General features: G+C 60.2%; 24 protein-coding genes. 14 read left to right on the forward strand and 10 right to left on the reverse strand.

Annotated elements, in window-relative coordinates; translation table 11 throughout:
* Positions 1 to 70: 70 nt before the first annotated feature.
* Genes KGB29_RS27570 through KGB29_RS27590 form a run of 5 tightly spaced genes read left to right on the forward strand, consistent with a single transcriptional unit; the run spans position 71 to position 3,970 of the window.
* Positions 71 to 811 carry an SURF1 family protein gene (locus tag KGB29_RS27570; protein WP_090452326.1) on the forward strand — a complete coding sequence of 247 codons (741 nt, stop codon included), beginning with the start codon at positions 71 to 73 and terminating at the stop codon, positions 809 to 811.
* A complete protein-coding gene (locus KGB29_RS27575; RefSeq protein ID WP_154909721.1) occupies positions 777 to 1,370 on the forward strand; it encodes a hypothetical protein in 594 nt (197 codons plus the stop codon). Before KGB29_RS27570 ends, KGB29_RS27575 begins: the two co-directional genes overlap by 35 nt.
* 10 nt (positions 1,371 to 1,380) lie before the next feature.
* Positions 1,381 to 2,451 carry a COX15/CtaA family protein gene (locus KGB29_RS27580; RefSeq protein ID WP_150812643.1) on the forward strand — a complete coding sequence of 357 codons (1,071 nt, stop codon included), beginning with the start codon at positions 1,381 to 1,383 and terminating at the stop codon, positions 2,449 to 2,451.
* Positions 2,439 to 3,338 (forward strand): heme o synthase, encoded by a 900-nt coding sequence (gene cyoE / locus KGB29_RS27585; RefSeq protein WP_008045805.1) that lies wholly within the window; start codon positions 2,439 to 2,441, stop codon positions 3,336 to 3,338. Before KGB29_RS27580 ends, cyoE begins: the two co-directional genes overlap by 13 nt.
* Complete coding sequence (locus KGB29_RS27590; RefSeq protein ID WP_057712605.1) at positions 3,335 to 3,970, forward strand: SCO family protein; 636 nt, start codon at positions 3,335 to 3,337, stop codon at positions 3,968 to 3,970. The genes cyoE and KGB29_RS27590 overlap by 4 nt, the downstream gene beginning before the upstream one ends.
* 174 nt (positions 3,971 to 4,144) lie before the next feature.
* On the opposite strand, the gene KGB29_RS27595 is transcribed toward KGB29_RS27590, so the two are convergent.
* The 7 genes from KGB29_RS27595 to zur form a co-directional block, all read right to left on the reverse strand.
* Positions 4,145 to 4,915 (reverse strand): MetQ/NlpA family ABC transporter substrate-binding protein, encoded by a 771-nt coding sequence (locus KGB29_RS27595; protein ID WP_102669524.1) that lies wholly within the window; start codon positions 4,913 to 4,915, stop codon positions 4,145 to 4,147.
* A 60-nt stretch (positions 4,916 to 4,975) separates the two neighbouring features.
* Positions 4,976 to 5,650 carry a methionine ABC transporter permease gene (locus KGB29_RS27600; RefSeq protein ID WP_057712603.1) on the reverse strand — a complete coding sequence of 225 codons (675 nt, stop codon included), beginning with the start codon at positions 5,648 to 5,650 and terminating at the stop codon, positions 4,976 to 4,978.
* Positions 5,650 to 6,657 (reverse strand): methionine ABC transporter ATP-binding protein, encoded by a 1,008-nt coding sequence (locus tag KGB29_RS27605; RefSeq protein WP_057712602.1) that lies wholly within the window; start codon positions 6,655 to 6,657, stop codon positions 5,650 to 5,652. The genes KGB29_RS27600 and KGB29_RS27605 overlap by 1 nt, the downstream gene beginning before the upstream one ends.
* Before the next feature lie 367 nt (positions 6,658 to 7,024).
* Positions 7,025 to 7,741, reverse strand: coding sequence for a PA5502 family lipoprotein (locus tag KGB29_RS27610; protein WP_154909717.1), 717 nt, complete (start codon positions 7,739 to 7,741; stop codon positions 7,025 to 7,027).
* 37 nt (positions 7,742 to 7,778) lie between these two features.
* Positions 7,779 to 8,567: a zinc ABC transporter permease subunit ZnuB gene (gene znuB, locus KGB29_RS27615; protein WP_057712600.1), complete on the reverse strand. Its 789-nt coding sequence runs from the start codon at positions 8,565 to 8,567 to the stop codon at positions 7,779 to 7,781.
* Positions 8,560 to 9,345: a zinc ABC transporter ATP-binding protein ZnuC gene (gene znuC / locus KGB29_RS27620; RefSeq protein ID WP_007989407.1), complete on the reverse strand. Its 786-nt coding sequence runs from the start codon at positions 9,343 to 9,345 to the stop codon at positions 8,560 to 8,562. Before znuC ends, znuB begins: the two co-directional genes overlap by 8 nt.
* The gene (zur, locus tag KGB29_RS27625) at positions 9,345 to 9,827 is read right to left on the reverse strand and encodes a zinc uptake transcriptional repressor Zur (protein ID WP_008045818.1); all 483 of its coding nucleotides are present in this window, start codon (positions 9,825 to 9,827) and stop codon (positions 9,345 to 9,347) included. Before zur ends, znuC begins: the two co-directional genes overlap by 1 nt.
* Before the next feature lie 66 nt (positions 9,828 to 9,893).
* Here zur and znuA point away from each other — a divergent pair, with 66 nt between their 5' ends.
* Positions 9,894 to 10,814 (forward strand): zinc ABC transporter substrate-binding protein ZnuA, encoded by a 921-nt coding sequence (znuA, locus tag KGB29_RS27630; protein ID WP_191628307.1) that lies wholly within the window; start codon positions 9,894 to 9,896, stop codon positions 10,812 to 10,814.
* 109 nt (positions 10,815 to 10,923) lie between these two features.
* On the opposite strand, the gene KGB29_RS27635 is transcribed toward znuA, so the two are convergent.
* Both KGB29_RS27635 and KGB29_RS27640 read right to left on the reverse strand, forming a co-directional pair.
* Complete coding sequence (locus KGB29_RS27635) at positions 10,924 to 11,874, reverse strand: homoserine kinase (protein WP_154860828.1); 951 nt, start codon at positions 11,872 to 11,874, stop codon at positions 10,924 to 10,926.
* Positions 11,875 to 11,934: 60 nt separating this feature from the next.
* Positions 11,935 to 12,222 carry a DUF2782 domain-containing protein gene (locus tag KGB29_RS27640; RefSeq protein WP_057712597.1) on the reverse strand — a complete coding sequence of 96 codons (288 nt, stop codon included), beginning with the start codon at positions 12,220 to 12,222 and terminating at the stop codon, positions 11,935 to 11,937.
* Between the two features lie 74 nt (positions 12,223 to 12,296).
* Here KGB29_RS27640 and polA point away from each other — a divergent pair, with 74 nt between their 5' ends.
* Positions 12,297 to 15,101, forward strand: a complete 2,805-nt coding sequence (gene polA / locus KGB29_RS27645) for a DNA polymerase I (protein ID WP_154909713.1) — start codon at positions 12,297 to 12,299, stop codon at positions 15,099 to 15,101.
* 502 nt (positions 15,102 to 15,603) lie between these two features.
* On the opposite strand, the gene yihA is transcribed toward polA, so the two are convergent.
* A complete protein-coding gene (gene yihA, locus KGB29_RS27650; protein WP_057712595.1) occupies positions 15,604 to 16,248 on the reverse strand; it encodes a ribosome biogenesis GTP-binding protein YihA/YsxC in 645 nt (214 codons plus the stop codon).
* A 191-nt stretch (positions 16,249 to 16,439) separates the two neighbouring features.
* On the opposite strand from yihA, the gene KGB29_RS27655 reads away from it, so the two are divergent.
* The 7 genes from KGB29_RS27655 (at position 16,440) to KGB29_RS27685 (ending at position 23,664) form a co-directional block, all read left to right on the forward strand.
* A complete protein-coding gene (locus KGB29_RS27655; protein ID WP_008002190.1) occupies positions 16,440 to 16,730 on the forward strand; it encodes a c-type cytochrome in 291 nt (96 codons plus the stop codon).
* Positions 16,731 to 16,775: 45 nt separating this feature from the next.
* A complete protein-coding gene (locus tag KGB29_RS27660) occupies positions 16,776 to 17,405 on the forward strand; it encodes a c-type cytochrome (RefSeq protein WP_056726709.1) in 630 nt (209 codons plus the stop codon).
* A 199-nt stretch (positions 17,406 to 17,604) separates the two neighbouring features.
* Complete coding sequence (dsbA, locus tag KGB29_RS27665) at positions 17,605 to 18,246, forward strand: thiol:disulfide interchange protein DsbA (protein WP_090452332.1); 642 nt, start codon at positions 17,605 to 17,607, stop codon at positions 18,244 to 18,246.
* 14 nt (positions 18,247 to 18,260) lie between these two features.
* On the forward strand, positions 18,261 to 19,139 hold the full coding sequence (locus KGB29_RS27670; protein ID WP_057712592.1) for an endonuclease/exonuclease/phosphatase family protein: 879 nt from the start codon (positions 18,261 to 18,263) through the stop codon (positions 19,137 to 19,139).
* The gene (locus KGB29_RS27675; protein ID WP_154909711.1) at positions 19,136 to 21,091 is read left to right on the forward strand and encodes a GGDEF domain-containing protein; all 1,956 of its coding nucleotides are present in this window, start codon (positions 19,136 to 19,138) and stop codon (positions 21,089 to 21,091) included. Before KGB29_RS27670 ends, KGB29_RS27675 begins: the two co-directional genes overlap by 4 nt.
* A gap of 103 nt (positions 21,092 to 21,194) precedes the next feature.
* Positions 21,195 to 21,974, forward strand: a complete 780-nt coding sequence (locus KGB29_RS27680; protein WP_057716533.1) for an N-acetylmuramoyl-L-alanine amidase — start codon at positions 21,195 to 21,197, stop codon at positions 21,972 to 21,974.
* Between the two features lie 76 nt (positions 21,975 to 22,050).
* On the forward strand, positions 22,051 to 23,664 hold the full coding sequence (locus tag KGB29_RS27685) for an EAL domain-containing protein (RefSeq protein WP_057712590.1): 1,614 nt from the start codon (positions 22,051 to 22,053) through the stop codon (positions 23,662 to 23,664).
* The last annotated feature ends 2 nt before the right edge of the window (positions 23,665 to 23,666 follow it).

Consider the following 23,666-nt stretch of genomic DNA (forward strand, 5'->3'; position numbering starts at 1 on the left):
GTGAGACTCCGGGGGGACAAGCGATGTACTTGAGTATAGCTATCGCGATGACCGATTTTCTGGCAATGCCATGAAGTGCTTTCGGCCAGGTATCGTGCCAACGCTGGTGGTGGCGTTGTTGCTGCCGCTACTGGTGTCCCTGGGGCTCTGGCAGTTGAGCCGGGGCGCGGAGAAAAGCGTGCTGCTGCAAAGCTACACCGAGCGGCGGGCCGCCGAGCCGATGGCCAGCACCGAACTGCAACACACGACAGACCCGGCCTTCCGTCGGGTTCACCTGTACGGCCAGTTCGATGCCGAACACAGCCTGCTGCTGGATAACAGTCAACGCAACGGCAGGGTTGGCGTCGAGCTGTTGCAACCCTTTCACGATCAGGCCACCGGGCTTTGGCTGCTGGTCAATCGCGGCTGGTTGCCTTGGCCGGAGCGCCGCACACCACCGCAATTCAAGACACCCACCGAGGCGGTAAGTCTTGACGCGTGGGTCTACGTCTCCCCTGGGGCGACGTTCCAATTGCACGCAGATCCCACAACGTTGACATGGCCGAAGCTGATTACGGCCGTTGAACCAGACAAGCTCTGGACAGCGCTGAATCGCGAAGGCTTTGCCTACGAACTGCGGGCCGAAACCGGCCCCGCCACCTATCAGGCCGACTGGCCCGTAGTCGCCATGGGCCCGGAAAAACACATCGCTTATGCCGTGCAGTGGTTCGCCATGGCGATCGTCCTGTTCGGTCTTTATCTCTATCTCGGCTGGCACAACGCAAAGGAGAAACACCATGGGAGCGGCCATGAATCCACCCAGCATGTCTGAGACGAAACCGTTGGTGAACCGGCGCAAGGGCCGTATGCAACTGCTGCTGATCCTGCTCGGGGTGATCGGTCCGATGATCCTTGCCACCGGCATGTACAAGCTGAATTTCTGGGTGCCCGAGGGCCGCAGTTATCACGGCGAACTGATCGGCAACGGTCAGACCCGGGCGGACATCGGCGTGCAGACCCAGGAAGAGCGTTGGCAGATACTGGTGACCGCGCCCAAGGATTGCGCGGTGGACTGCCAGCAACTGGTGTATCTGGCGCGGCAAATCCAGATCGGCCTGGGCCGCGATGCGTCCCGCGCCAGCCATGCATTGGCCACCGCGCAGACGCTGAACAGCGATTACGAGACTAAACTTCAACGCGAGTACCCGCAGTTGCAACGTTATTCACTGGACTTGCCTGCCTACACAAAAGGCGCTCAGAGCAATGACGCGCCGCACCTGTGGATCATCGACCCCCACGGCAATCTGGTGCTGCGCTACGACCCGTCGGTGAAGGGTAAGGACTTACTCAACGATCTGCGCCATCTGCTGAAACTGTCGAACATCGGATAAGGGCATCGTCATGGCCAAGCCTGGATTTCGCCTCGCGTTGTTTGCCACCTTGCTGGCACTGATTGTGGTGTTGCTCGGCGCCTACACCCGCCTGACCCACGCCGGCCTCGGCTGCCCGGACTGGCCCGGCTGCTATGGCTTCATCAGCGTGCCGAAAAGCGAAGCCCAACTGGCCCATGCCGAATTGCATTTCCCGGACGCTCCGGTCGAGGCCCACAAGGGCTGGAACGAGATGATCCACCGCTACTCCGCCGGCACGCTGGGGCTGTTGATCGCGGTGTTGGCCGGTCGTGCGTGGGTGCATCGCCGCCATCCCGGACAGCCGGTGAAGCTGCCGTTGTTCCTGTTGGCGGTGGTTTTTGGCCAGGCCGCGTTCGGCATGTGGACGGTAACGCTCAAGCTCTGGCCGCAGGTGGTCACCGGGCATTTGCTGGGCGGCTTCGCGACCTTGAGCCTGTTGTTTCTGCTGACCTTGCGCCTGTCCGGCGTACTGCCGGCGCTGACCGTGCCACGACGTTTGCAGCACTGGGCGACGGCAGGGCTGTTGCTGGTGATCGGGCAAATCGCCCTCGGGGGCTGGGTCAGTTCCAATTACGCCGCCGTGGCCTGCATCGACTTTCCGACCTGTCACGGCCAGTGGTTGCCAGCGGCGGACTTCGCCAACGGCTTTCACCTGACCCAGCACATCGGCCCGAACTACCTCGGCGGGCAACTGGACAGCGATGCCCGGACGGCCATTCACCTGACTCATCGCATCGGCGCGTTACTGGTCACCCTGGTATTGCTCGGTCTGGCCTGGCAACTGAAGGCGGTTGGCATGACGCGCCTGGCAGGCCTGGTGCTGATCGCCCTCGGCGCACAAATCACCCTGGGCATCAGCAACGTGTTGTTCCATCTGCCGCTGCCGGTGGCCGTCGCGCATAACGCGGGCGGCGCGGCGCTGTTGCTGACCATGGTGCTGGTCAATTACCACGCCCGAACCAGTCTGGTCCGGGTCAAGCAAGCGCGCTGGCACTTCAGCCCGCGTAAACACTCAGCCGGGCCCATAACAATAAAAGGAGAAATGCCATGGCGATTCTGATCGGCGAACGTCCCAGTCAGGCGATCTGGCGTGACTACCTGGAACTGACCAAGCCCAAAGTCGTGGTGCTGATGCTCATCACTTCGCTGGTGGGGATGTTCCTCGCGACCCGCGCCGGGGTGCCGTGGACGGTGCTGATTTTCGGCAACCTGGGCATCGCCCTGTGTGCCGGTGGCGCGGCGGCGGTCAATCATGTGGTGGACCGGCGCATCGACGCAGTGATGGCGCGCACCCACAAGCGGCCGCTTGCCGAAGGCCGGGTTTCGCCGACCGCCGCGCTGACGTTCGCGCTGGTATTGGCGGTCCTCGGGCAAGCCATGCTGCTGGCGTTCACCAACCCGCTGACCGCGTGGCTGACCCTCGCCTCGTTGCTCGGCTACGCGGTGGTCTACACCGGATTCCTCAAGCGCGCGACCCCGCAGAACATCGTCATCGGTGGTCTGGCCGGTGCCGCGCCGCCATTGCTCGGCTGGACCGCCGCCACCGGTCACGTCAGCGCTGAACCGCTGCTGCTGGTGCTGATCATCTTCGCCTGGACACCGCCGCACTTCTGGGCGCTGGCGATCCATCGCAAGGAGGAATACGCCAAGGCCGACATCCCGATGTTGCCGGTCACCCATGGCGAGCACTACACCAAGATTCACATCCTGCTTTATACCTTCGCATTGCTTGCCGTCAGCCTGATGCCTTATGTGATCCACATGAGCGGCACGCTCTACCTGGTCTGCGCGCTCGGGCTGGGCGCGCGGTTTCTGCAATGGGCCGTGGTGCTGTACCGTGGCACTCGGCCGCACGCGGCGATCAACACGTTCAAGTACTCTATTTACTACTTGTTCCTGCTGTTTATCGCCCTGCTCGTAGACCACTACCTATTGTTGAACCTATGACTCGAACCCAGAAAACCGTCTTCATACTTGTCGCCCTGGTCGCACTGATCCTGGGCCTGACCGTCAACAAGGTGCTGTCCGGGAAAAACCAGGGCGATCCGACGGCGCTGATCGACGCCGGTATCATCTTGCTGCCGCAGAGCCGTAATCTGCCGGACGTGATGATGACCAATCAGGACGGCCAGCCGGTCGCGATCAATGAATTGAAAGGCAAGTGGAGCCTGCTGTTCTTCGGCTACACCTTCTGCCCGGACATCTGCCCGACCACCCTCGCCCAGTTGCGGCAGATCAAGAGCGAATTGCCACCCGAGGCTGTGGATAAATTGCAGATTGTGCTGGTCAGCGTCGACCCGAACCGCGATACGCCCAAGCAGCTCAAGCAGTACCTGGGCTACTTCGACCCGCAGTTCATCGGCCTGACCCCGGCGTCGACCGATGAACTGCAAACGATCGCCAACGCGGTGAGCATTCCGTTCATTCCGGCGGACACGAGCAAGCCGAACTACACCGTTGATCACAGCGGCAACCTCGCGGTGATCGGGCCGGACGGCACCCAGCGCGGCTTCATCCGCGCGCCGTTGAACAATGCGAAGCTGGTGGCGCAGTTGCCGGTGATGCTCAAGCGCAACTGAAAACACCACCAAACCCTGTGGGAGCGAGCTTGCTCGCGATGGCGGTATATCAGTCAGCTTGGATGTTGAATGTAATGGCCCCATCGCGAGCAAGCTCGCTCCCACAGGGGCCGTATTTTCAGGCACAAAAAAGGGGATGCACTTGGCATCCCCTTTTTCGTTTACGTCAGCTGATCAGAACGCCGGCACCACCGCGCCTTTGTACTTCTCGAGGATGAAGGCTTTCACTTCCGGGCTGTGCAGCGCGGTAACCAGCTTCTTCATCGCATCGCTGTCCTTGTCGTCCGGGCGAGCCACCAGAATGTTCACGTAAGGCGAGTCGCTGCCTTCGATCACCAGCGCATCCTTGGCCGGATCGAGCTTGGCTTCCAGCGCGTAGTTGGTGTTGATCAGCGCCAGGTCGACCTGAGTCAGCACGCGCGGGATGGTCGCGGCTTCCAGTTCGCGGATTTTCAGATCCTTGGTGTTCTCGGTGATGTCCTTGACGGTCGACAGGATGTTGTTCGAATCCTTCAACTTGATCAGGCCGGCCTTGGCCATCAGCAACAGCGCACGGCCGCCGTTGGTAGCGTCGTTCGGGATGACCACGTTGGCACCGCCAGGCAGTTCAGCGAGGGTCTTGTACTTGCTGGAGTAAGCGCCCAGGGGCTCCAGATGCACGCCAGCCACAGAAACCAGATGGGTGCCTTTGGCCTTGTTGAACTCATCCAGGTACGGCTGGTGCTGGAAGAAGTTGGCGTCCAGGCGTTTTTCCGCGACCTGCACGTTCGGCTGGATGTAGTCGGTAAATACCTTGACCTTCAGGTCCACGCCTTCTTTGGCCAGGGCCGGCTTCACGAATTCGAGGATCTCGGCGTGCGGAACCGGAGTGGCCGCGACGGTCAGGGTTTCAGCGTGGGCAGAGAATGCCGCAACGGCCGCGAAGGCCACGAGTAGTTTTTTCATTCAGCTAACTCCATGTGAGGCGCCCGTTTGGCGCCTGCCAGCGAATGGCCGGCTCATGTCTTACTTACGGGAAAAGTGGACGACCAATTTGTCGCCAACGGTTTGCAGTACCTGGACCAGTACCAGCAGCAACACCACTGTCACCACCATCACATCGGTCTGGAAACGCTGGTAACCGAAACGGATCGCCAGGTCACCCAGACCACCAGCGCCAACGACACCGGCCATCGCCGTGTAGGACACCAGTGTAATGGCGGTCACCGTAATCGCCGCGAAGATGCCCGGACGAGCCTCAGGCAGCAAGGCATTGGTGATGATCTGTCGTGTAGTCGCGCCCATGGCCTGGGTCGCTTCGATGATGCCGCGATCCACTTCACGCAGGGCGGTTTCCACCAGACGCGCGAAAAACGGCGTGGCACCCACTACCAGCGGCGGAATTGCACCGGCGACACCAAGGGAGGTACCGGTGATCAACACGGTGAACGGAATCATCACGATCAGCAGGATGATGAACGGCAGCGAGCGCAGGATGTTCACCACCAGCGACAACATCGCGTAGATGCCTTTGGCTTCCAGCAACTGGCGCGGGCTGCACAGGAACAGCAGCACACCCAGCGGCAGGCCAAGCAGTACGGTGAACAACAGCGAACCACCCAGCATCAGCAAGGTGTCACCGGTGGCCAGCCAGATTTCGAACCAGTCGATATTGGCGAAGAAACTTGTCAGGGCTTCCATTAGCGCAGCACCTCCATGTGGACGTCGGCTGCGGTGAAGCGGGCGAAGGCTGCTTCCATGTCACCGCCGGTCACGGCCAGGGTCAGTTGCCCGTAGGGGATGTCTTTGATGCGGTCGATGCGACCGGCCAGGATGCTGTAGTCCACACCGGTTTCTCGGGCGACGGTGCCCAGCAACGGCGCGTAGGTCGCGTCGCCCTGAAAGGTCAGACGCACGATGCGGCCTGGCACGTGAGCGAAGTCGTCACGCTGTTCGCTTTCGTCGATCTGCTCGTCTTCCTGCACGAAGCGCTTGGTGGTCGGGTGCTTCGGATGCAGGAACACTTCGGCCACCGAGCCTTGCTCGACGATCACGCCGGCGTCCATCACGGCCACCTGGTCGCAGACCCGGCGGATCACGTCCATCTCGTGGGTGATCAACACGATGGTCAGTTTCAGCTCGCGATTGATCTCGGCCAGCAATTGCAGGACCGATGCGGTGGTTTGCGGGTCGAGGGCGCTGGTGGCTTCGTCGCACAGCAGGATTTTTGGCTTGGTCGCCAGTGCACGGGCAATGCCGACACGCTGCTTCTGCCCGCCGGACAATTGCGCCGGGTACTTTTTCGCGTGGTCGGACAAGCCGACCCGCGCCAGCAACTCGGCCACGCGCGAATCGATCTCGCTGCGCGACAATTCGCCGGCCAGGGTCAGAGGCAGCGCGACGTTGTCGGCGACAGTCTTGGAGGCCAGCAGGTTGAAGTGCTGGAAAATCATCCCGACCTGCTGACGGAAGCGGCGCAGGCCGTTGGCGTCGAGTGCAGTGACTTCTTCACCGTCGACGGTGATTTTGCCGCCACTGGCGTTTTCCAGGCGATTGATCAGACGCAGCAGGGTACTTTTTCCTGCGCCGGAATGACCGATCAAGCCGTAAACCTGCCCGTTCTCAATCGTCAGACTGGTCGGATGCAGGGCGGGGATTTCCTTACCGGCGACGCGGTAGGTTTTATGGACGTTTTGAAACTCGATCACGTAGCGAACCTTGTGGGGCGCGTTAGAAAAGGATCAGCGGTTAGCCGGGCGCGCATTTTAGCCTGTCCGTATAGAGGTTCTTAGCATTTATTTCGTATTTGTCCTGTCATTTGGCAATAACGCGATCAAAGGTCAGAAAAAAGGAACGGCTGAAGAAACTCACCCAAGGCCGAAGGCAACTTCGACATGGTGGGCAGCATCGGGTTTGGGACAGGGAGGCGAAGGCCAAGGCGATTCCGGCCTGAAGATCTGCGGAGCCAGGGAGACCGCCATCGCGAGCAAGCTCGCTCCTACAGTAGAGATGTGTTGGTCACAAAATGTGTGGGCAACCCGAAACCCTGTGGGAGCGAGCGTGCTCGCGATGCTTTTAAGATTTACGAGGCGTTAGAACCATCTGCGCCGGGACACTGCGCAAAATCTGCCGCTCCAGCTTCAGATCAAACTCAGGATCGAGTTTCTTCACCCGTTTGGTCAGCAAGTTGGCCAGCCAAGGGTAATCATTAGTGCGTGGAGCCTGAATGCTCACGTCGCACTGAAAACTCACCACATCGGCGGCAATGGCATCCAGTTGGCGACGCAGTTTGCCCATATCGTTGATATTGAGCACGACCGTGGTGCTTTCAGCCGTCAGGTCGATAACCTTGGCTTTTGGCTTGGCTTCGGCAGCCTTGAGGGCGGCTTCGGCTCTTTCCAGTTCGGCCTTGCGCGCCTGGGCAATCGAGCCGTTGACTCCGCCGGTCAGTGCCGGAGCCTTGGGCATCAACGCGCGGGCACGGCTCAGGGCAGTTGCTGCGGCATCCACGTCACCCTTTTGCAGCACGATCTGGCTGCGGCGCAGATAGGCTTCGGCCAGCTGCCGCTGGTATTGCTCAAGGGAAGCATCGTTGGGCGATTCGGCCTGCAAGGCTGCCAATTGGTCTTCGGCGATGGCCAGTTCATCGCTGGCGATGTTTTGTTCCAGCTGTACGATGGCCGCGGCCCGCGCATCGGCGGCCTCGGTGGCCGCCGGTGGCGTGCTTTGGCAGGCGCCCAGCAGCAAAGAAAATGCGACAAGGAGCAGATAACGGGAGGCGAACGACTTCATTCCTGCGACTCTCTATTTGCGCAAAAAACGAGCAAGTCTACACCCCTCGACGGGGCAGAACAAAACTCAGCAGAAATAGCGCGGCGGCCGTCACCACAATCGACGGGCCAGCCGGGGTGTCCTTGAACCAGGACAGCGCCAGCCCGCCACACACGGCGAGTATGCCCAGCAGGCTCGCGCCCAGTGCCATCTGTTCCGGCGAGCGAGCATGACGTTGTGCCGCAGCCGCCGGGATGATCAGCAACGAAGTGATCAGCAACACGCCGACGATTTTCATCGCCACGGCAATTACCACGGCGATCAACAGCATTAACGCCAGGCGCAATCCCGCCACGGGCAAACCTTCGACCCTGGCCAGTTCTTCATGCACCGTGATCGCCAGCAATGGGCGCCACAACGTAACCAGCAAGACCAGTACCGCCGCGCTGCCGCCAAGAATCCAGGCCAGATCGGTCGGGCTGATCGCCAGCAGGTCACCGAACAGATAGGCCATCAGGTCGATCCGCACTTCGTGCATGAAGCTTAGTACCACCAGGCCCAGAGAGAGCGTGCTGGGTGCGAGAATTCCCAAAAGTGTGTCGGATGCCAGCGGCTGGCGTTGTTGCAACGTCACCAGCATCACAGCCAACAGCAAGCAGCCAACAGTGACGGCAACGGTCGGGCTGACATCCAGCAGAAAACCCAGGGCCACGCCGAGCAATGCCGCGTGGGACAGGGTGTCGCCGAAATAGGCCATGCGCCGCCAGACCACGAAAGACCCCAGCGGGCCTGCGACGACGGCCAGGGCCAGGCCTGCAAGCAGGGCGTAGAGCAGAAAATCAGCCATGCTTGCAGCTATCTCCGTGAACATGGGGTTGGCCCGACGCGGGCGCCTTGACCACCGAGCCATGCAAGTCGTGGGCGTGGTCGTGATGGTGGTGATAAATCGCCAGGCTTTGTGCGTTCTTTCCGAACAGCTCGACGAAAGCCGGATCGCCGCTGACCTGCTCGGGATGGCCGGAACAGCATACGTGACGATTGAGGCAAACCACCTGGTCCGTGGTGCTCATCACCAGATGCAAATCGTGGGAGACCATCAGCACACCGCAACCATGACGGTCACGCAGGCGGGTGATCAGGCTATACAGCTCGGCCTGGCCGGCCACGTCGACGCCCTGTACCGGTTCGTCGAGTACCAGCAGTTCCGGTTCGCGCAACAAGGCACGGGCCAGCAACACACGTTGCATTTCGCCACCGGAAACGCTTTGCACCGGGCTGTCGATCACCTGTTCGGCGCCGACTTCCTTGAGTGCAGCCAAGGCCATCGCACGGTCCACCCCCGGTACCAGGCGCAGGAAACGCAGGACCGACAGCGGGAGGGTCGGATCGACATGGAGTTTTTGCGGCATGTAACCGACCCGCAGTTTCGGCTTGCGCCAGACGCTGCCGCTGTCCGGTTTCAACAGGCCGAGCACGGCACGCACCAGGGTGGTTTTGCCTGCGCCGTTGGGGCCGATCAGGGTAACGATCTGCCCCGGCTCGACGCTCAGTTCGATGTTGTCCAGCACCGGTTGCCCGGCGAACGTGACGGCAACCTGCTCAAGACGGATCAGCGCGTTGCTCATCAAGCCCCCTGGCAACCGGAGCAGAGACCGACCACTTCAACGGTCTGGCCTTCGACGACAAACCCGACATCCCTGGCGCTGGCGATGATCGCGTCGCTGATGGATTTTTGCTCAAGTTCGATCGCGGCGTGGCACACACGGCAGATCAGGAACTGACCCTGGTGAGCATGTTCCGGGTGATTGCAGCCGATGAAGGCGTTGAGCGAGGAAATCCGATGGACCAGGCCGTTTTCCAGCAGGAAATCCAGCGCGCGGTACACCGTCGGCGGTGCGGCGCGACGACCGTCCTGTTCGCTGAGGACCGCGAGAATGTCGTAGGCACCCAAAGGCTTGTGGCTTTGCCACACCAGCTCCAGCACTCGCCGGCGCAACGCGGTCAGGCGCAGACCTTGACGTGCGCACAGGGCATCGGCCTCGGACAAAGCGCTGTGAACGCAATGTGAGTGGTCGTGGGGACGGCTGGCGATCGGTGTTTTTAGCATGAGCGGCGACGAGGTTTGTGAGAGACGTTATTATGTTACCCGTTCTCGCCTCTTCGAGTGGTCATCGTGTCCCGACTTTTTTCTGTTTTTGTCGCATTTATCGCAAGTTTTCTGCTGATCGGTTCGGCGCAGGCCGAGGTCAAGGTCCTTACCAGCATCAAGCCTCTGCAACTGATCGCCGCGGCGGTGCAGGATGGCGTGGCGATCCCCGAGGTTTTGCTGCCACCGGGTGCCTCACCGCATAACTATGCGTTGCGCCCTTCCGACGTACGCAAGGTGCAATCGGTGGACCTGCTGTACTGGATCGGCCCGGACATGGAGGGCTTCCTGCCACGGGTGCTCAATGGTCGTACGTTGCCCAACGTCGCCGTGCAGGATTTGCCGGGCATGAAACTGCGTCACTTTGCCGAAGATAACCACTCCCACGCTGAAGAAGCCGACGAACACGACCACGATCACCGTCCGGGCAGCCTGGATGCGCACTTGTGGCTGTCGCCGGTCAACGCCCGGGTCATCGCCACGAAAATGGCGGCTGACCTGAGTGCCGCCGATCCTGCAAATGCCGCGCGCTATCAGAGCAATCTGAAAGCCTTCGACGAGCGTCTCGATGCACTGGATGCGCGCCTGAAGAAGCGTCTGGCCGATGTTCAGGGCAAGCCCTACTTCGTTTTCCACGAAGCCTTCGACTACTTCGAAGACGCCTACGGCCTCAAGCACGTGGGTGTGTTCAGCGTCGCGGCCGAAGTGCAACCCGGTGCCCAGCATGTCGCGGCGATGCGCGCGCGATTGCAGGAAGTCGGCAAGACCTGCGTGTTCAGCGAACCTCCGCTGCGGCCCCGTCTGGCGGAAACTCTGGTGGCGGGTTTGCCGGTGAAACTGGCTGAACTGGATGCGCTGGGCGGGTACACGCCGGCGACTTCCCAGGGCTATGAGCAGGTGTTGGAGAAATTGGGGAATGATCTGGCGGGGTGCCTGGAGTCACTGTAACTCAACATTTGCGGTGCCCCATTCGCGAGCAAGCCCGCTCCCACATTCGACGGCATTCCAAATGGAAGAACTCGGTCTAATGTGGGAGCGGGCTTGCTCGCGAAGCTTTTTAAAGGGCGAAAGGCAAAGGCGTGTTGACTGTCTGTCGCTGTGCCAATCGCAATTGAAATTCCATCGGATCGTGAATCAACACATCCTGTCCGGCAAACGACTCCGCCGCGATCAGGCGTGACAACCAGAACCGTACGCAAGCCACCCGCAGCATGGTCGGCCACAACTCGGCTTCAGCGGCGGTGAACGCTCGCAAGGCCGCGTAAGCGCCCAGCAAGGCCCGCGCTCGCGGTCCATCGATTACGCCATCGTCGTCCGAGCACCAGTCGTTCAAGGCAATCGCCACGTCGTAGAGCATCGGCCCGGAGCAGGCGTTGTAGAAGTCGATCAGCCCGGTCAGGTGCGTGCCTTCGAACATCGCGTTGTCGCGGAACAGGTCGGCGTGAATATTCGCCCGCGGCAGTGCCAGGATTTTTTCTTTCTGCCGGGTGATTTCTTCCAGCGCCCGTTGCAGCAGGTCTTTCTGTTCGGCATCGAGGTGCGACAAAAACTGCGTGCCCTCCTCCAGCATCCAGTCCAGGCCGCGATCGGTTTTGCGCTTGATCATATTGGCCTGGGTTGCCAGGTGCAGATGGCCGAGCAATTCACCCACCTGCGCGCAATGTTGCGCGTTGGCTTGCTTGATGTGCTTGCCGGCCAGGCGCGGTTGCAGCAACGCAGGTTTGCCCGCCAGTTCGCGCAAGGCCACGCCGTCTGTGGTGCGCAAGGCGTAAGGCACCGGCAGGTCGGCGCCGTGCAATACGTCGAGCAGTTCGATGAAGAATGGCATTTCCTGAACCGGGCCGCGCTCGACTAGGGTCAGGACAAATTCGCCCTGCTCCAGGCTGATAAAGAAATTGGTGTTTTCGCTACCGGCGGCAATCCCCTGGAAATCAAGCAGGCGGCCGAGGCCATAAGGGGCGAGAAAAGCTTCCAGCTCGGGCCGAGCCAGGGGGGTGAACACAGACATGTTTAAACTGCCAGTACGGGCGCCGCTGTTGAGCCGGCGCCGATTAAAGTTAAGGACGACTTACCACTTAAAAATTTCCCACGCCGGAATCAGCATATCCGGGTAGTCGGAGCGGACGAAGTTTCCCTCCGAGCCATCCGCGCGCACCAGGAAATACGGTTTGCCAACCTTTGGGGTGACCTTGATGGCGTACAAAAAGCCGTTTTGCCGGTATTCCTGAATGAGTTTATCCCCTTCCGTGCGAATGGTGACATCCGGGTCCGCCGATGGCGCATCGTCCGCCGCCATCACGGCCGATGGTGCGATTGCAAACAAGCCAGCCAGCAACAGGCGATTTAGTGTGCGCATGATAACCTTGTCCCTTTGTCGTCAACGGTCCCGCTATTCTAGCGCCGGACCCGCCGAAAAGGTTGATCCTGCTCATGAGCCAAGCCCCCCTCGTCCTGGTGGACGGTTCTTCTTACCTGTACCGCGCCTTTCACGCGCTGCCACCGCTGACCACGTCCAAAGGCCTGCCGACCGGTGCGGTCAAGGGCGTGCTGAACATGCTCAAGAGCCTGCGCAAGCAATATCCGGACAGTCCGTTCGCCGTGGTGTTCGACGCCAAGGGTGGGACTTTTCGCGATGAGATGTTCGCCGAATACAAGGCCAACCGTCCGAGCATGCCCGACGATATGCGCGTGCAGATCGAGCCGCTGCACCAGAGCGTGATCGCCCTGGGCTTCCCGCTGCTGTGCGTCGAAGGCGTCGAGGCCGATGACGTAATCGGCACCCTGGCCCGCAGCAGTGCGGCGGCGGATCGTCCGGTGATCATCTCCACCGGTGACAAGGACATGGCGCAACTGGTCGACGGTCACATTACCTTGGTCAACACCATGACCGGTAGCAGCATGGACGTGGAGGGCGTGAAGGAGAAATTCGGCGTCGCTCCGGAGCAGATCATCGATTATCTGGCGCTCATGGGCGATTCTTCCGACAACATTCCGGGTGTTCCAGGCATCGGTCCGAAGACGGCTTCCGGCCTGCTGGTCGGTGTGAACGGCGGTCTGACCGAGCTCTATGCGCAACTCGACATCGTGCCGACCCTGCCGATTCGCGGCGCCAAGACCCTGCCGGCCAAGCTCGAAGAGCACAAGGAAATGGCCTTCCTGTCCTATCAGCTGGCGACCATCAAGGTTGACGTGCCACTGGACGTTGGCCTCGACGACCTGAAAATGGGCGCGGAAGATCCTGCGAAACTCTACGAGTTGTACTCCCTGCTGGAGTTCAAGAGCTGGCTGAACGACCTTGATCGCGACGCCAAACGCCTGGAACTGAGCGCTGCCGCCGAGCCAGCACCGGCCGCCGATCTGTTCAGCGAACCAGAGGCCGAAGCACCGGCCGTCGCTGCTGAAGCCGCCTATGAAACCATCCTCGATCAAGCGCGGTTCGATGCCTGGCTGGAAAAACTGAACAACGCCAAACTGTTTGCCTTCGACACCGAAACCACCGGCATCGATGCGCAGCAGGCGCAACTGGTGGGCCTGTCGTTCGCGGTTCAGGCTAACGAAGCGGCCTACATCCCGTTGACTCATTCCTACATCGGTGTGCCGCAGCAGCTGGATCGTGACACGGTCCTGCGTGCGCTCAAGCCGATTCTGGAAGATCCGAACAAGCTCAAGGTCGGCCAACACGCCAAGTTCGACATGAACATCCTGGCCAACTGCGCCATCGGCGGCGATCAGGACAACGGCATTACCGTGCGTGGCATCGCCTTCGACACCATGCTTGAGTCCTACGTGCTCAACTCCACGGCCACCCGCCATGACATGGACAGCCTGGCGCAGAAGTATCTGGACCACACCACGGTGAGCTTCCAGGACATCGCCGGCAAAGGCGTGAAACAGCTGACGTTCGACCAGATCGCCCTGGAGCAGGCCGGGCCTTACGCCGCCGAAGATGCAGATATCACCTTGCGTCTGCACCATGCCCTGTTCGAAAAACTCTCGGCTATTCCGAGCCTGGCCGGCGTACTGACCGACATCGAAATCCCGTTGGTGCCGGTATTGGCGCGTATCGAGCGCCAGGGGGCATTGGTCGACGCCGCCTTGCTGGGCGTGCAAAGCATCGAACTGGGCGACAAGATGGTGGCGCTGGAGCGTGAAGCCTTCGAGATTGCCGGCGAGGAATTCAACCTCGGTTCGCCCAAGCAACTTGGTGTGATCCTATACGAGAAGCTCGGCCTGCCGGTACTGAAGAAAACCGCCAAGGGCCAGCCATCGACCGCCGAAGAAGTGCTGGCCAAACTGGCAGAAGACGACTATCGATTGCCGAAAGTGCTCATGGAATATCGCTCCATGAGCAAGCTGAAAAGCACCTATACCGACCGTCTGCCGGAGCAGATCAACCCGCGTACCGGGCGGATCCATACTTCGTATCACCAGGCGGTGGCGTCCACCGGGCGGCTGTCCTCCAGCGATCCGAACCTGCAGAACATCCCGGTGCGCACCGCCGAAGGGCGTCGCATCCGCCAGGCCTTCGTGGCCCCGGTCGGTTACAAGCTGCTGGCTGCGGACTATTCGCAGATCGAACTGCGGATCATGGCGCACCTGTCCCGGGATGAAGGGCTGATGAATGCCTTCCGCCACAATCTGGATGTACACACCGCGACCGCCGCCGAAGTGTTCAAGGTCGAACTGGCCGAAGTGACCTCCAACCAGCGCCGCAGCGCCAAGGCGATCAACTTCGGCCTGATCTACGGCATGGGCGCGCAGAAGCTCGGCAAGGACATCGGCGTGGACACCAAGACCGCCAAGGCCTACATCGATACCTACTTCGCCCGGTACCCCGGCGTTCGCCAGTACATGGACCGCACGCGTGCCCAGGCCGCCGAGCAAGGTTATGTCGAGACGTTCTTCGGCCGTCGCCTGTACCTGCCGGACATCAACTCCAACAAGCCGCAAGAGCGCGCCGCTGCCGAACGCACGGCAATCAACGCACCGATGCAAGGCACCGCTGCGGACATCATCAAGAAAGCCATGGTCGCGGTGGATAACTGGCTGACCGCGTCGGGCCTCGACGCCAAAGTCATCTTGCAGGTGCACGATGAACTGGTGCTCGAGGTGCGTGAAGACCTGGTCGACCAGGTTCGCGATGAAATTCGCGTACACATGAGCGAGGCGGCGAAGCTGGATGTGCCGTTGCTGGTCGAAGTGGGTGTTGGAAATAACTGGGATGAGGCTCACTGAGCCTTCTTGTAGAAGCGAGCTTGCTCGCGATGGAGTGTCAGACACATCGATTTCGACTGAAATTCCATCGCGAGCAAGCTCGCTCCTACAGAAAATTGTCGAGTTCTGCTGCGGCATAGTGCCGCGGTAGAAGGGCGCAAAAAAAACAGCTTGGTCCGGAGGGCTATCAGAGTAATTTCAAAGCTATCTGAAAAAAATCTGAACTAATCTTGCGCACCACCACTCAGAGTTACTGAATGGCTGGTGAAGCCCTTCGATGCTCCTATGTTGTGTTAAGTGTTGGCAGATATCTGGACCCCGCCCTAGCGGTCTAGAGCTTCAACCCCGGAACTTCTCCCTCCCCATATGAAGCCCGGGGTTTTTTTTGCCCCGAGAAAAACTGTCTGTGATGCGCTCAGGCTGCGTTAAAAGCGCGGCTCGAAATGCTCATTTAGGCCCCTAAACTCCGCTTTCGAGCCGCGCTTTTGCCTTGCCTGAGCGCACCACAAACAGCTTTTGATATTTATTGAATCTCTGCTTCGGCACCCTTGTCCGCCAGCTCCATCCAGCCAGCCAGTACGGTGTAGGCATCTTCCAGGCCCATGCGTTTGGGGGCCGAAAACAGCTGGATTGTCACCAGATCGCCCCAACCCTTGCGGATTTCCGCCTGAACCTTGAGCAGGGTGTTCTTGGCCGCGCCATAGGTCAGCTTGTCCGCTTTGGTCAGCAGAATGTGCATCGGCATGCCTGCAGCCACGGCCCAGTCGAGCATCAGCAGGTCGAAATCGGTCATCGGATGGCGGATGTCCATCATCAGGATCAGACCCTTCAAACTCTCGCGACCACCCAGATATGCCTCCAGGTGACGCTGCCAGTGTTGCTTGAGCGGGATCGGTACTTTTGCATAACCGTAGCCCGGCAGGTCGACCAGACGGCGTTCATCGTCTAGCTTGAAGAAGTTCAACAGCTGCGTGCGTCCCGGGGTTTTCGAGGTGCGCGCCAGGCTGGCGTGGGTCAGGGTGTTCAAGGCACTCGACTTGCCGGCGTTGGAACGCCCGGCGAAGGCGACTTCGAAGCCCTCGTCATCTGGACATTGATCGACTTTGGCGGCGCTGAGCATGAAGGTGGACTGTTGGCACAGACCGAGGATGGGATTCTTGAGTTGCATGGGATTTCCGATGTGGGCGGCGCCAGGAATGGGTGCGGCAAGCAGTGTCGCTTCCGTTTCAGTGACGCCAGTATATAATGCCGCAGATTTTGTGTGCGCTTTGTCCCAGCGTAGGACGAAGTTCACGAGAGCGACAGACCTTGATTGCGCACTAGAACGCAGCTCGCTCTCAACCCTGAAAAGGTCGTTTTATGACGAAATGGCTGCTAGCTGCCGGTGTATTGATGCCGCTTTACAGCGCTCAGGCTACACAGGATCCGGAAGCTGTGTACAACCGTGTTTGTGGTGCCTGTCATTCCGGCCAACTCCCCATGGCGCCGAAAAAAGGCGATCAGGAAGCTTGGACGCCGAGGTTGGCGAAAGGTATGGAGACGCTGGTGCAACACGTGACCCAGGGTTTCAAGGCGATGCCGCCGCGTGGTTTGTGCATGGACTGCAGTGCCGAGGATTACCAAGCCATCATCCTTTGGATGAGCGAGTAAGCCCGGTCCATAACTCTTAACCCTTAGCCGTAGTTGGATTAGCTGATGAAGAAATTGATCGTGAGTCTGCTGTTGACCGTGGGCATCTCCGGCATGGCCCATGCTGCAGGTGAGGCAGTACAACCGGGTGATGCAAAAGCCGGCCAGGCCAAAGCCGCCGTCTGTGGCGCCTGCCACGGCCCGGATGGCAACAGCATGGCGCCAAACTTTCCGAAACTGGCAGGTCAGGGTGAACGCTACCTGACCAAGCAATTGCACGACATCAAGTCGGGCAAGCGCACCGTTCTGGAAATGACCGGCCTGCTGACCAACCTGAGCGATCAGGACCTGGCAGACATCGCCGCCTACTTCGCCAGCCAGAAAGGCAGCGTCGGTGCCGCCGATCCGAAGATCGTCGCTCGCGGTGAGGCCCTGTTCCGTGGTGGTGACCTGGCCAAGGGCCTGCCAGCCTGCACCGGTTGCCACTCGCCAAATGGCGCAGGTAACGCGGCTGCCGGTTTCCCGCACCTGGGTGGCCAGCACGCTCAATACGTCGGCAAGCAACTGGTCGATTTCCGCAAGGAAGAAGGTGGCCGCACCAACGACGGCGATACCAAACCGATGCAGAGCATTGCCAAGAAGCTGAGCGACGAAGACATCGCCGCGGTGTCCAGCTACATTCAAGGCCTGCACTAAGGCCGCTGGATCGGGCGTTGAACGGCGTGCTGATCGCCTGCAACGTTAACGCTCGATTAATCCGTCTCGGCAAGTATAAAAAGGGTGGCTTTGGCCGCCCTTTTTTGTGGCCGCTGCCGTTACACTACAGAACTCAAGCCCGCCAGGATTTGTCTGAAAACAATCGCGCGCGGCGAAAAAATTTGTCCAGGAGTAAAGCATGCGTAATCTGATCATCAGTGCCGTTTTTGCCGCTGCCAGCCTGTTTGGCATGACTGCCCAGGCCGCCGACGCCCCAGCCGCCCCTTATGTCGAGCTGACCAATCCGGTTCCGGTTGCCGTGCCTGGCAAGATCGAAGTGGTGGAGCTGTTCTGGTACGGCTGCCCGCATTGCTATCATTTTGAACCGACAATCAATCCTTGGGCTGAAAAGCTGCCATCCGATGTGAATTTCAAGCGTATTCCGGCCATGTTCGGCGGAGCTTGGGATGCTCATGGCCAAATGTTCTTGACCCTTGAGTCCATGGGTGTTGAGCATAAGGTTCATGCCGCGGTATTCGACGCGATCCAGAACAAAAAAATGAAGCTGATCGACAAGAATGACATGGCTGACTTCCTGGCTACCCAGGGCGTAGACAAGGATAAATTCCTGGCCACCTTCGACTCCTTTGCTATCAAGGGCCAGGTTGTTCAAGCCCGTGAGCTGGCCAAGAAGTATGAAATCTCCGGCGTTCCAACCCTGGTCGTCAACGGCAAGTATCGCTTCGACGTGGGTTCTGCCGGCGGTGCCGAACAGGCCCTGCAACTGGCCGACAAACTGATCGACAAAGAGCGAGCGGCTAACAAGGCTGCCGCCAACTAAGGGCAGTCACTGCCATGCGCCGATGGGGTACTGAACGCATCGTTGGCCTGCATGATCCGCGGGTCAACGAGCATCATCTGGAGTCCACGGGCCTGCCCGCAGACAGTCGTCTGCGCTTGCTCAGTTTCAATATCCAGGTCGGCATCAGTACCGAGCGCTATCGGCATTACCTGACCCGGGGCTGGCAGCACCTGCTGCCGCATACGGGGCGTGCCGATAACCTGCAGAAAATCGGCAATCTGCTGGGCGACTTCGATCTGGTCGCCTTGCAAGAGGCCGATGGCGGCAGCCTGCGGTCAGGCTACGTCAATCAGGTCGAACACCTGGCCCAGCTCGGCGCCTTTCCCTACTGGTATCAACAACTCAATCGTAATCTCGGTCGCCTGGCCCAGCACAGCAATGGCGTGCTCAGCCGATTGCGTCCGTGGGCAATTGAGGATCATCCGTTGCCGGGACCAAAGGGTCGCGGAGCCATTCTGGTACGGTTCGGCGAAGGCCCGGAAGCGCTGGTGGTGGTCATGATGCACCTGGCGTTGGGCGCCCGGGCACGCAGTCTGCAATTGGCCTACATCCGCGAGTTGATCGGCGACTACAAGCATCAAGTACTGATGGGCGACATGAACACCCATGCCAGTGACCTGCTGCAACATTCCCCGTTGCGCGATCTCGGCCTGCTCGCGCCGCAACTGGAAGCGACGTTTCCCAGCTGGCGCCCACAGCGCTGCCTGGACCATATCCTGCTGAGCCCGAGCCTGACCCTGGAAAAGGTTGAGGTGCTGGCACAGCCCATTTCCGATCACCTGCCGGTCGCGGTAGAGATTCGTTTGCCGGGTTCGCTCACGGCCGATGCATTGCCCGCGTTGAGTCCTGCCCCTCGCGGATCCCATGAATGAGCGACGAAGCACAGCGCTGGAAAGAGAAATACCTCAAAAGCATCGAACAACAGGAAAAGCTCGAACGTCGTTGGGACGCGCGGCTCGACTTGCTGCGTCGCGGGCTGGTGCGCAGCACCCTGGCAGCGGAAGGTACGGACCGCGCCGTTGACCAATGCATGAAGGAAATGCGCGAAGTCGTGCGTACCGATGACATGGACGCCGGCCTGGCTGCGCTGATTCCACGCCTGGAAAAAGCCGTGCTCGACTCCGAACAGCGTCGGGAAACCCGAGTCAACCAGACCAGTGCCGCCTTGACTGCGCTGGTCACGCAACTGCAAACATTGCCATTGCCACGGGATGTGAGTCGGCCACTCAAGAATTTCGCCAAGCACCTGGATGCGCGGGTCAGTCAGGCGCGCGAGATGCCCTTGCTGCTCAGCGAGCTGAGTGGCTTGCAGGGCAAGGCCCTGAGCCAGCTGGAGACCCCAACGGAGAACGGCCGGCCGGGCTTGCTGCAGCGGTTGTTCGGCGGTCGTGAAGCGCAGGAGACGGAGGCATCGACGGCCGCTGCTCCTGCGCTGGCTGCCCCTGTAGCCGAGAGCCCTGCGGCAAGCTGCGAGGTACCCGCTGTTGAGCGAGTCGAAGACGAGTTCGCGCCAACCGAGCCAGCCGTGGCTTTTGCACCTCCGGCTGCGGAGCCTCAACCACCCAGTGCAGCCGCGGCGGAAATCGAATCGGCCGAGAAACCGATCCCGGAAACCATCGCGACATCACCTGAGTCGCAAGCGAACCCCGACGAGCTGACCGCGCAAGCATCGCCCGATAGCTTGCCCTTACCTCCGATTCCGATGCAGGACGCCGTCGTCGATCAGACGCCATCCGAACACGACATTCTCTACGCACTTCCGGATTCCCCCGAGCCCTCCTACAGCTCGGTGGCCAGCCACATCGAAGACACGTTGCTGGGGCTGCTCGACGACCTGACACTGCCCGAGCGTCATCGTCCACAAGCCGAATCCATGCGCGATCGTCTGAAAAACGGTCTGAACTGGTACGAATTGCTGCCGATTCTCGACGACTTCGCCACATTGATGCTGGCCATTACCGACAGTGGCCAGCATGAGTTCGAAGCCTATCTGCAACGACTGAACGAGCGTCTCGAATCGTTCCAGAGCAACTTGCAGGCCGCCACCGCGGGACACGCCGACAACCGTTCGGCTGCGCGACAGATGGACACGCAGATCCGCGAACAGGTCGATGGCCTGCAAAGCAGCATGCAGGAAGCCGCGGACCTGGAAGACCTCAAGCACGTACTGGAAAACCATCTCGAAGGCTTGCTGGGCACCATGGACCAGCACCAGAAACAGCGCGATGAGCGCGAGCAGGAGGTCGCTGCGCGCCTGCACAGCCTGGCCGAGCGGGTCGCCCATATGGAGCAGGAGGCCCAGGGTTACCGCGAGCACCTTGAAGAGCAACGACAGAAGGCATTGGTCGACCCGTTGACCGGGCTGCCCAACCGCGCGGCCTGGAGCGAGCGCCTGGGTCATGAAGTCACACAATGGCAACAACATGGCAACACGCTGTTGCTGGCCATGCTCGACCTCGATCATTTCAAGCGCATCAATGACAACTACGGGCACCTGGCCGGTGACAAAGTGCTGAAAATCATCGCCAGCGTGTTGCGCAAGCGGCTGCGCGGAACGGATTTCATTGCCCGGTTCGGCGGCGAGGAGTTTGTGCTGTTAATGCCATCCACGGTGCCGGCGGCGGGGCTGAAGATGCTGGAAAGCTTGCGGGCCTCCATTGAAGCCTGTCCGTTCCACTTCAAGGGAGAGCCGGTGACCATCACCGTGTCTATCGGAATGACGGCGTTCAGGCCGGGTGAACATAGCGATCAGGTACTTAAAAGAGCCGATCAGGCGCTGTATCGCGCAAAAAATGCCGGCCGCAACCGAGTGGAACCGAGCTGACGGTGATCTGTTCCATTTTGTTTAATTCGATGGGATTGCCGTCCGCCCGCAAGGCATTACGTTACACTGTTGCATTATTGTCTTGCGTGTACTGCCTTTCGCCATGAAATATTTTGCTCTGATCTTATCGCTGATTGTGCTTGCCGGCTGCGCCAGCGGCCCCCGTTTCAACACCAGCCACTCTTCGGCCAATTACGACAGCCGCGTGCAATTTGTGGTGGTGCATTACACCAATGCTTCGCTGGAGCGTTCGTTGCAATTGCTGACCCACGGTGAGGTCAGCAGCCATTACCTGATCGGCGACGACAAGGGCGCCACCATCTACAAGCTGATGGATGAAAATGTGCGGGCCTGGCACGCCGGGGAGAGTGAGTGGAATGGCCGCACCTGGCTGAACTCCAGTTCCATCGGTATCGAAATCGTCAACCCGGGCTTCGAGGACACCCCGACCGGACGCGTGTGGTATCCCTACACCGAAGACCAGGTCCAGTCGCTGATCGTGTTGCTCAAGGACATTAGCAAACGTCACGGCATAAAACCTCGCGAGATCATTGGCCATAGTGATATTGCTCCCTTGCGCAAGCTGGACCCGGGGCCGCTGTTCCCCTGGAAGCGTCTGGCCGCCGAAGGCTTGGGCATCTGGCCGAATGAACAGTCGGTGGCGCGCCAGCAAATGTTGTTCGCCGAGCAGTTGCCGAGCATCAGTTGGTTTCAGGCGCAGTTGGCCCGCCTGGGTTATGCCTCGCCACAGACCGGCGAGCTCGATGTCGCGACACGACATGTGATAGCGGCATTTCAGATGCATTTCCGTCCGGCGCGTTTCGATGGCACTCCGGATGCGCAAACCGCCGCGCTACTGTGGGTGTTGAACCAGACAAAATAATGACGCCCGCCCGACGGTCAGGGCTTTTTTCCAATCAGCAGCTATAACTCATTGGTAATACATCGGATATTGCACAATGACTGCTGCTCGAGAGACCTTCCGTAGTTGGTTCCATCGCCCCTGGTTCCTGGGGCTGATGTCTACTGTCTTGAGCGCAACATTATTGATGGCCGGCAGCCTGTTCGTCGCCATACACCAGGTCGAGCAAAGCGAAAGCGAAGAAATGAATGCTCAGGGCGAACGCTTCCTCGCCCGCCTCGAACAGCTCTTCGGGCAGCTGCGTGAAAGCCTTGATGACCTTGAAGCGCAACCGTTGCGCGGCTGCGATGCTGAAATGATCGCGACCTTGCAACAGGTTACGTTCAATTATCGCTTCGTCTACGAAGCCGCCTACATGGACTCTTCACGAATCTGCTCCAATCGCCCTCGTCAGGAAGGGCTGTCGCTGAGTCGATCGCCAGACATCAAAGGCCCGACTTACAGCTATTGGCTCAATACCACCACTGAACCCGATGAAAACCGTGCCGCGCTGATGCTCGGGCGCGGGAATTTCCGGGTGGCGACCTCTCGCGGGCATTTGACCGATATGGTCGACCTGTCGCCGGGCAGCAGCCTGCTGGTAGTTCTGGACCATGGCGCGCGCGCGATTCCGGTGCTGGGCGCTTCTCAGGTCTGGCCGCCGGCCGAGGCCTGGCCACCAAAAAACCGTGATGCGCTGCAGATCACCCAGGCACGCCTGATATACCGGATGCCCACCGACAACCCGGAATATCAATTGGTGTTGATCAGCCCGCGCACCGGCATGCATATCCCGGCGGTCTGGTGGTGGTTGCTGCCGGCCAGCCTTGCGCTGGGCATATGCGTTGGGTTCCTGGTGTTTTTGCTGGTGCGCCAACGGCAGTCGCTGGACGCCGAGCTGGCCGGCGCGATTCGCCGTGGCGAGTTGCAGGTGCTGTACCAACCGATCTTCGACCTTGATAGCCGCAACTGTGTCGGGGCAGAAGCACTGCTGCGCTGGCGCAGGCCGGACGGTACCCTGACCAGTCCCGACCTGTTCATTCCGATGGCGGAGAACACCGGGCAGATTCGCCAGATGACGGACTTCGTCTTGCAGCGCCTGCTCGAGCAACTCGGCCAGTTGCTGCGTGCGAACCCGCAGCTGTACATCTCGGTCAATCTCGCTGCGTGTGATGTGATGGTTCCGCGGATTGGCCAGGTGATGGCGCGGCTGCTGACCCTGCATCGCGTCGCTGCGCGGCAAATTGCTTTTGAAGTCACCGAGCGCGGGCTGGTCGATGTGGTGGTGGCTCGGGAAAACCTGCAAGCGCTACGGGATGTCGGGCATCAGGTGTTGATCGATGATTTTGGCACCGGCTATTGCAGCCTCGCCTATTTGCAAACCCTGCCGGTCGATTGTCTGAAAATCGACAAGGCGTTCATTGATGCGCTGGGCCATGACGCCGCCAGCAGCGGCGTGGCGCCGCATATCATTCATATGGCCCAGTCGCTGCACCTGAAGGTGATTGCCGAGGGCATCGAACATGAGGCCCAGGCCGCGTTCCTGTGCAGTGAAGGCGTGAAGTTCGGCCAGGGCTGGCTGTTCGCCCGCGCGTTGAGCGCAGTGCAGTTCACTGAATTGATTACCCGGGGACGGCGTCGAGCCGGCCGGCGCCTGGATGACGAAGCGTGAGG

The organism is Pseudomonas sp. BF-B-30, assembly GCF_019956305.1.
Classification (GTDB): Bacteria; Pseudomonadota; Gammaproteobacteria; order Pseudomonadales; family Pseudomonadaceae; genus Aquipseudomonas; species Aquipseudomonas jessenii.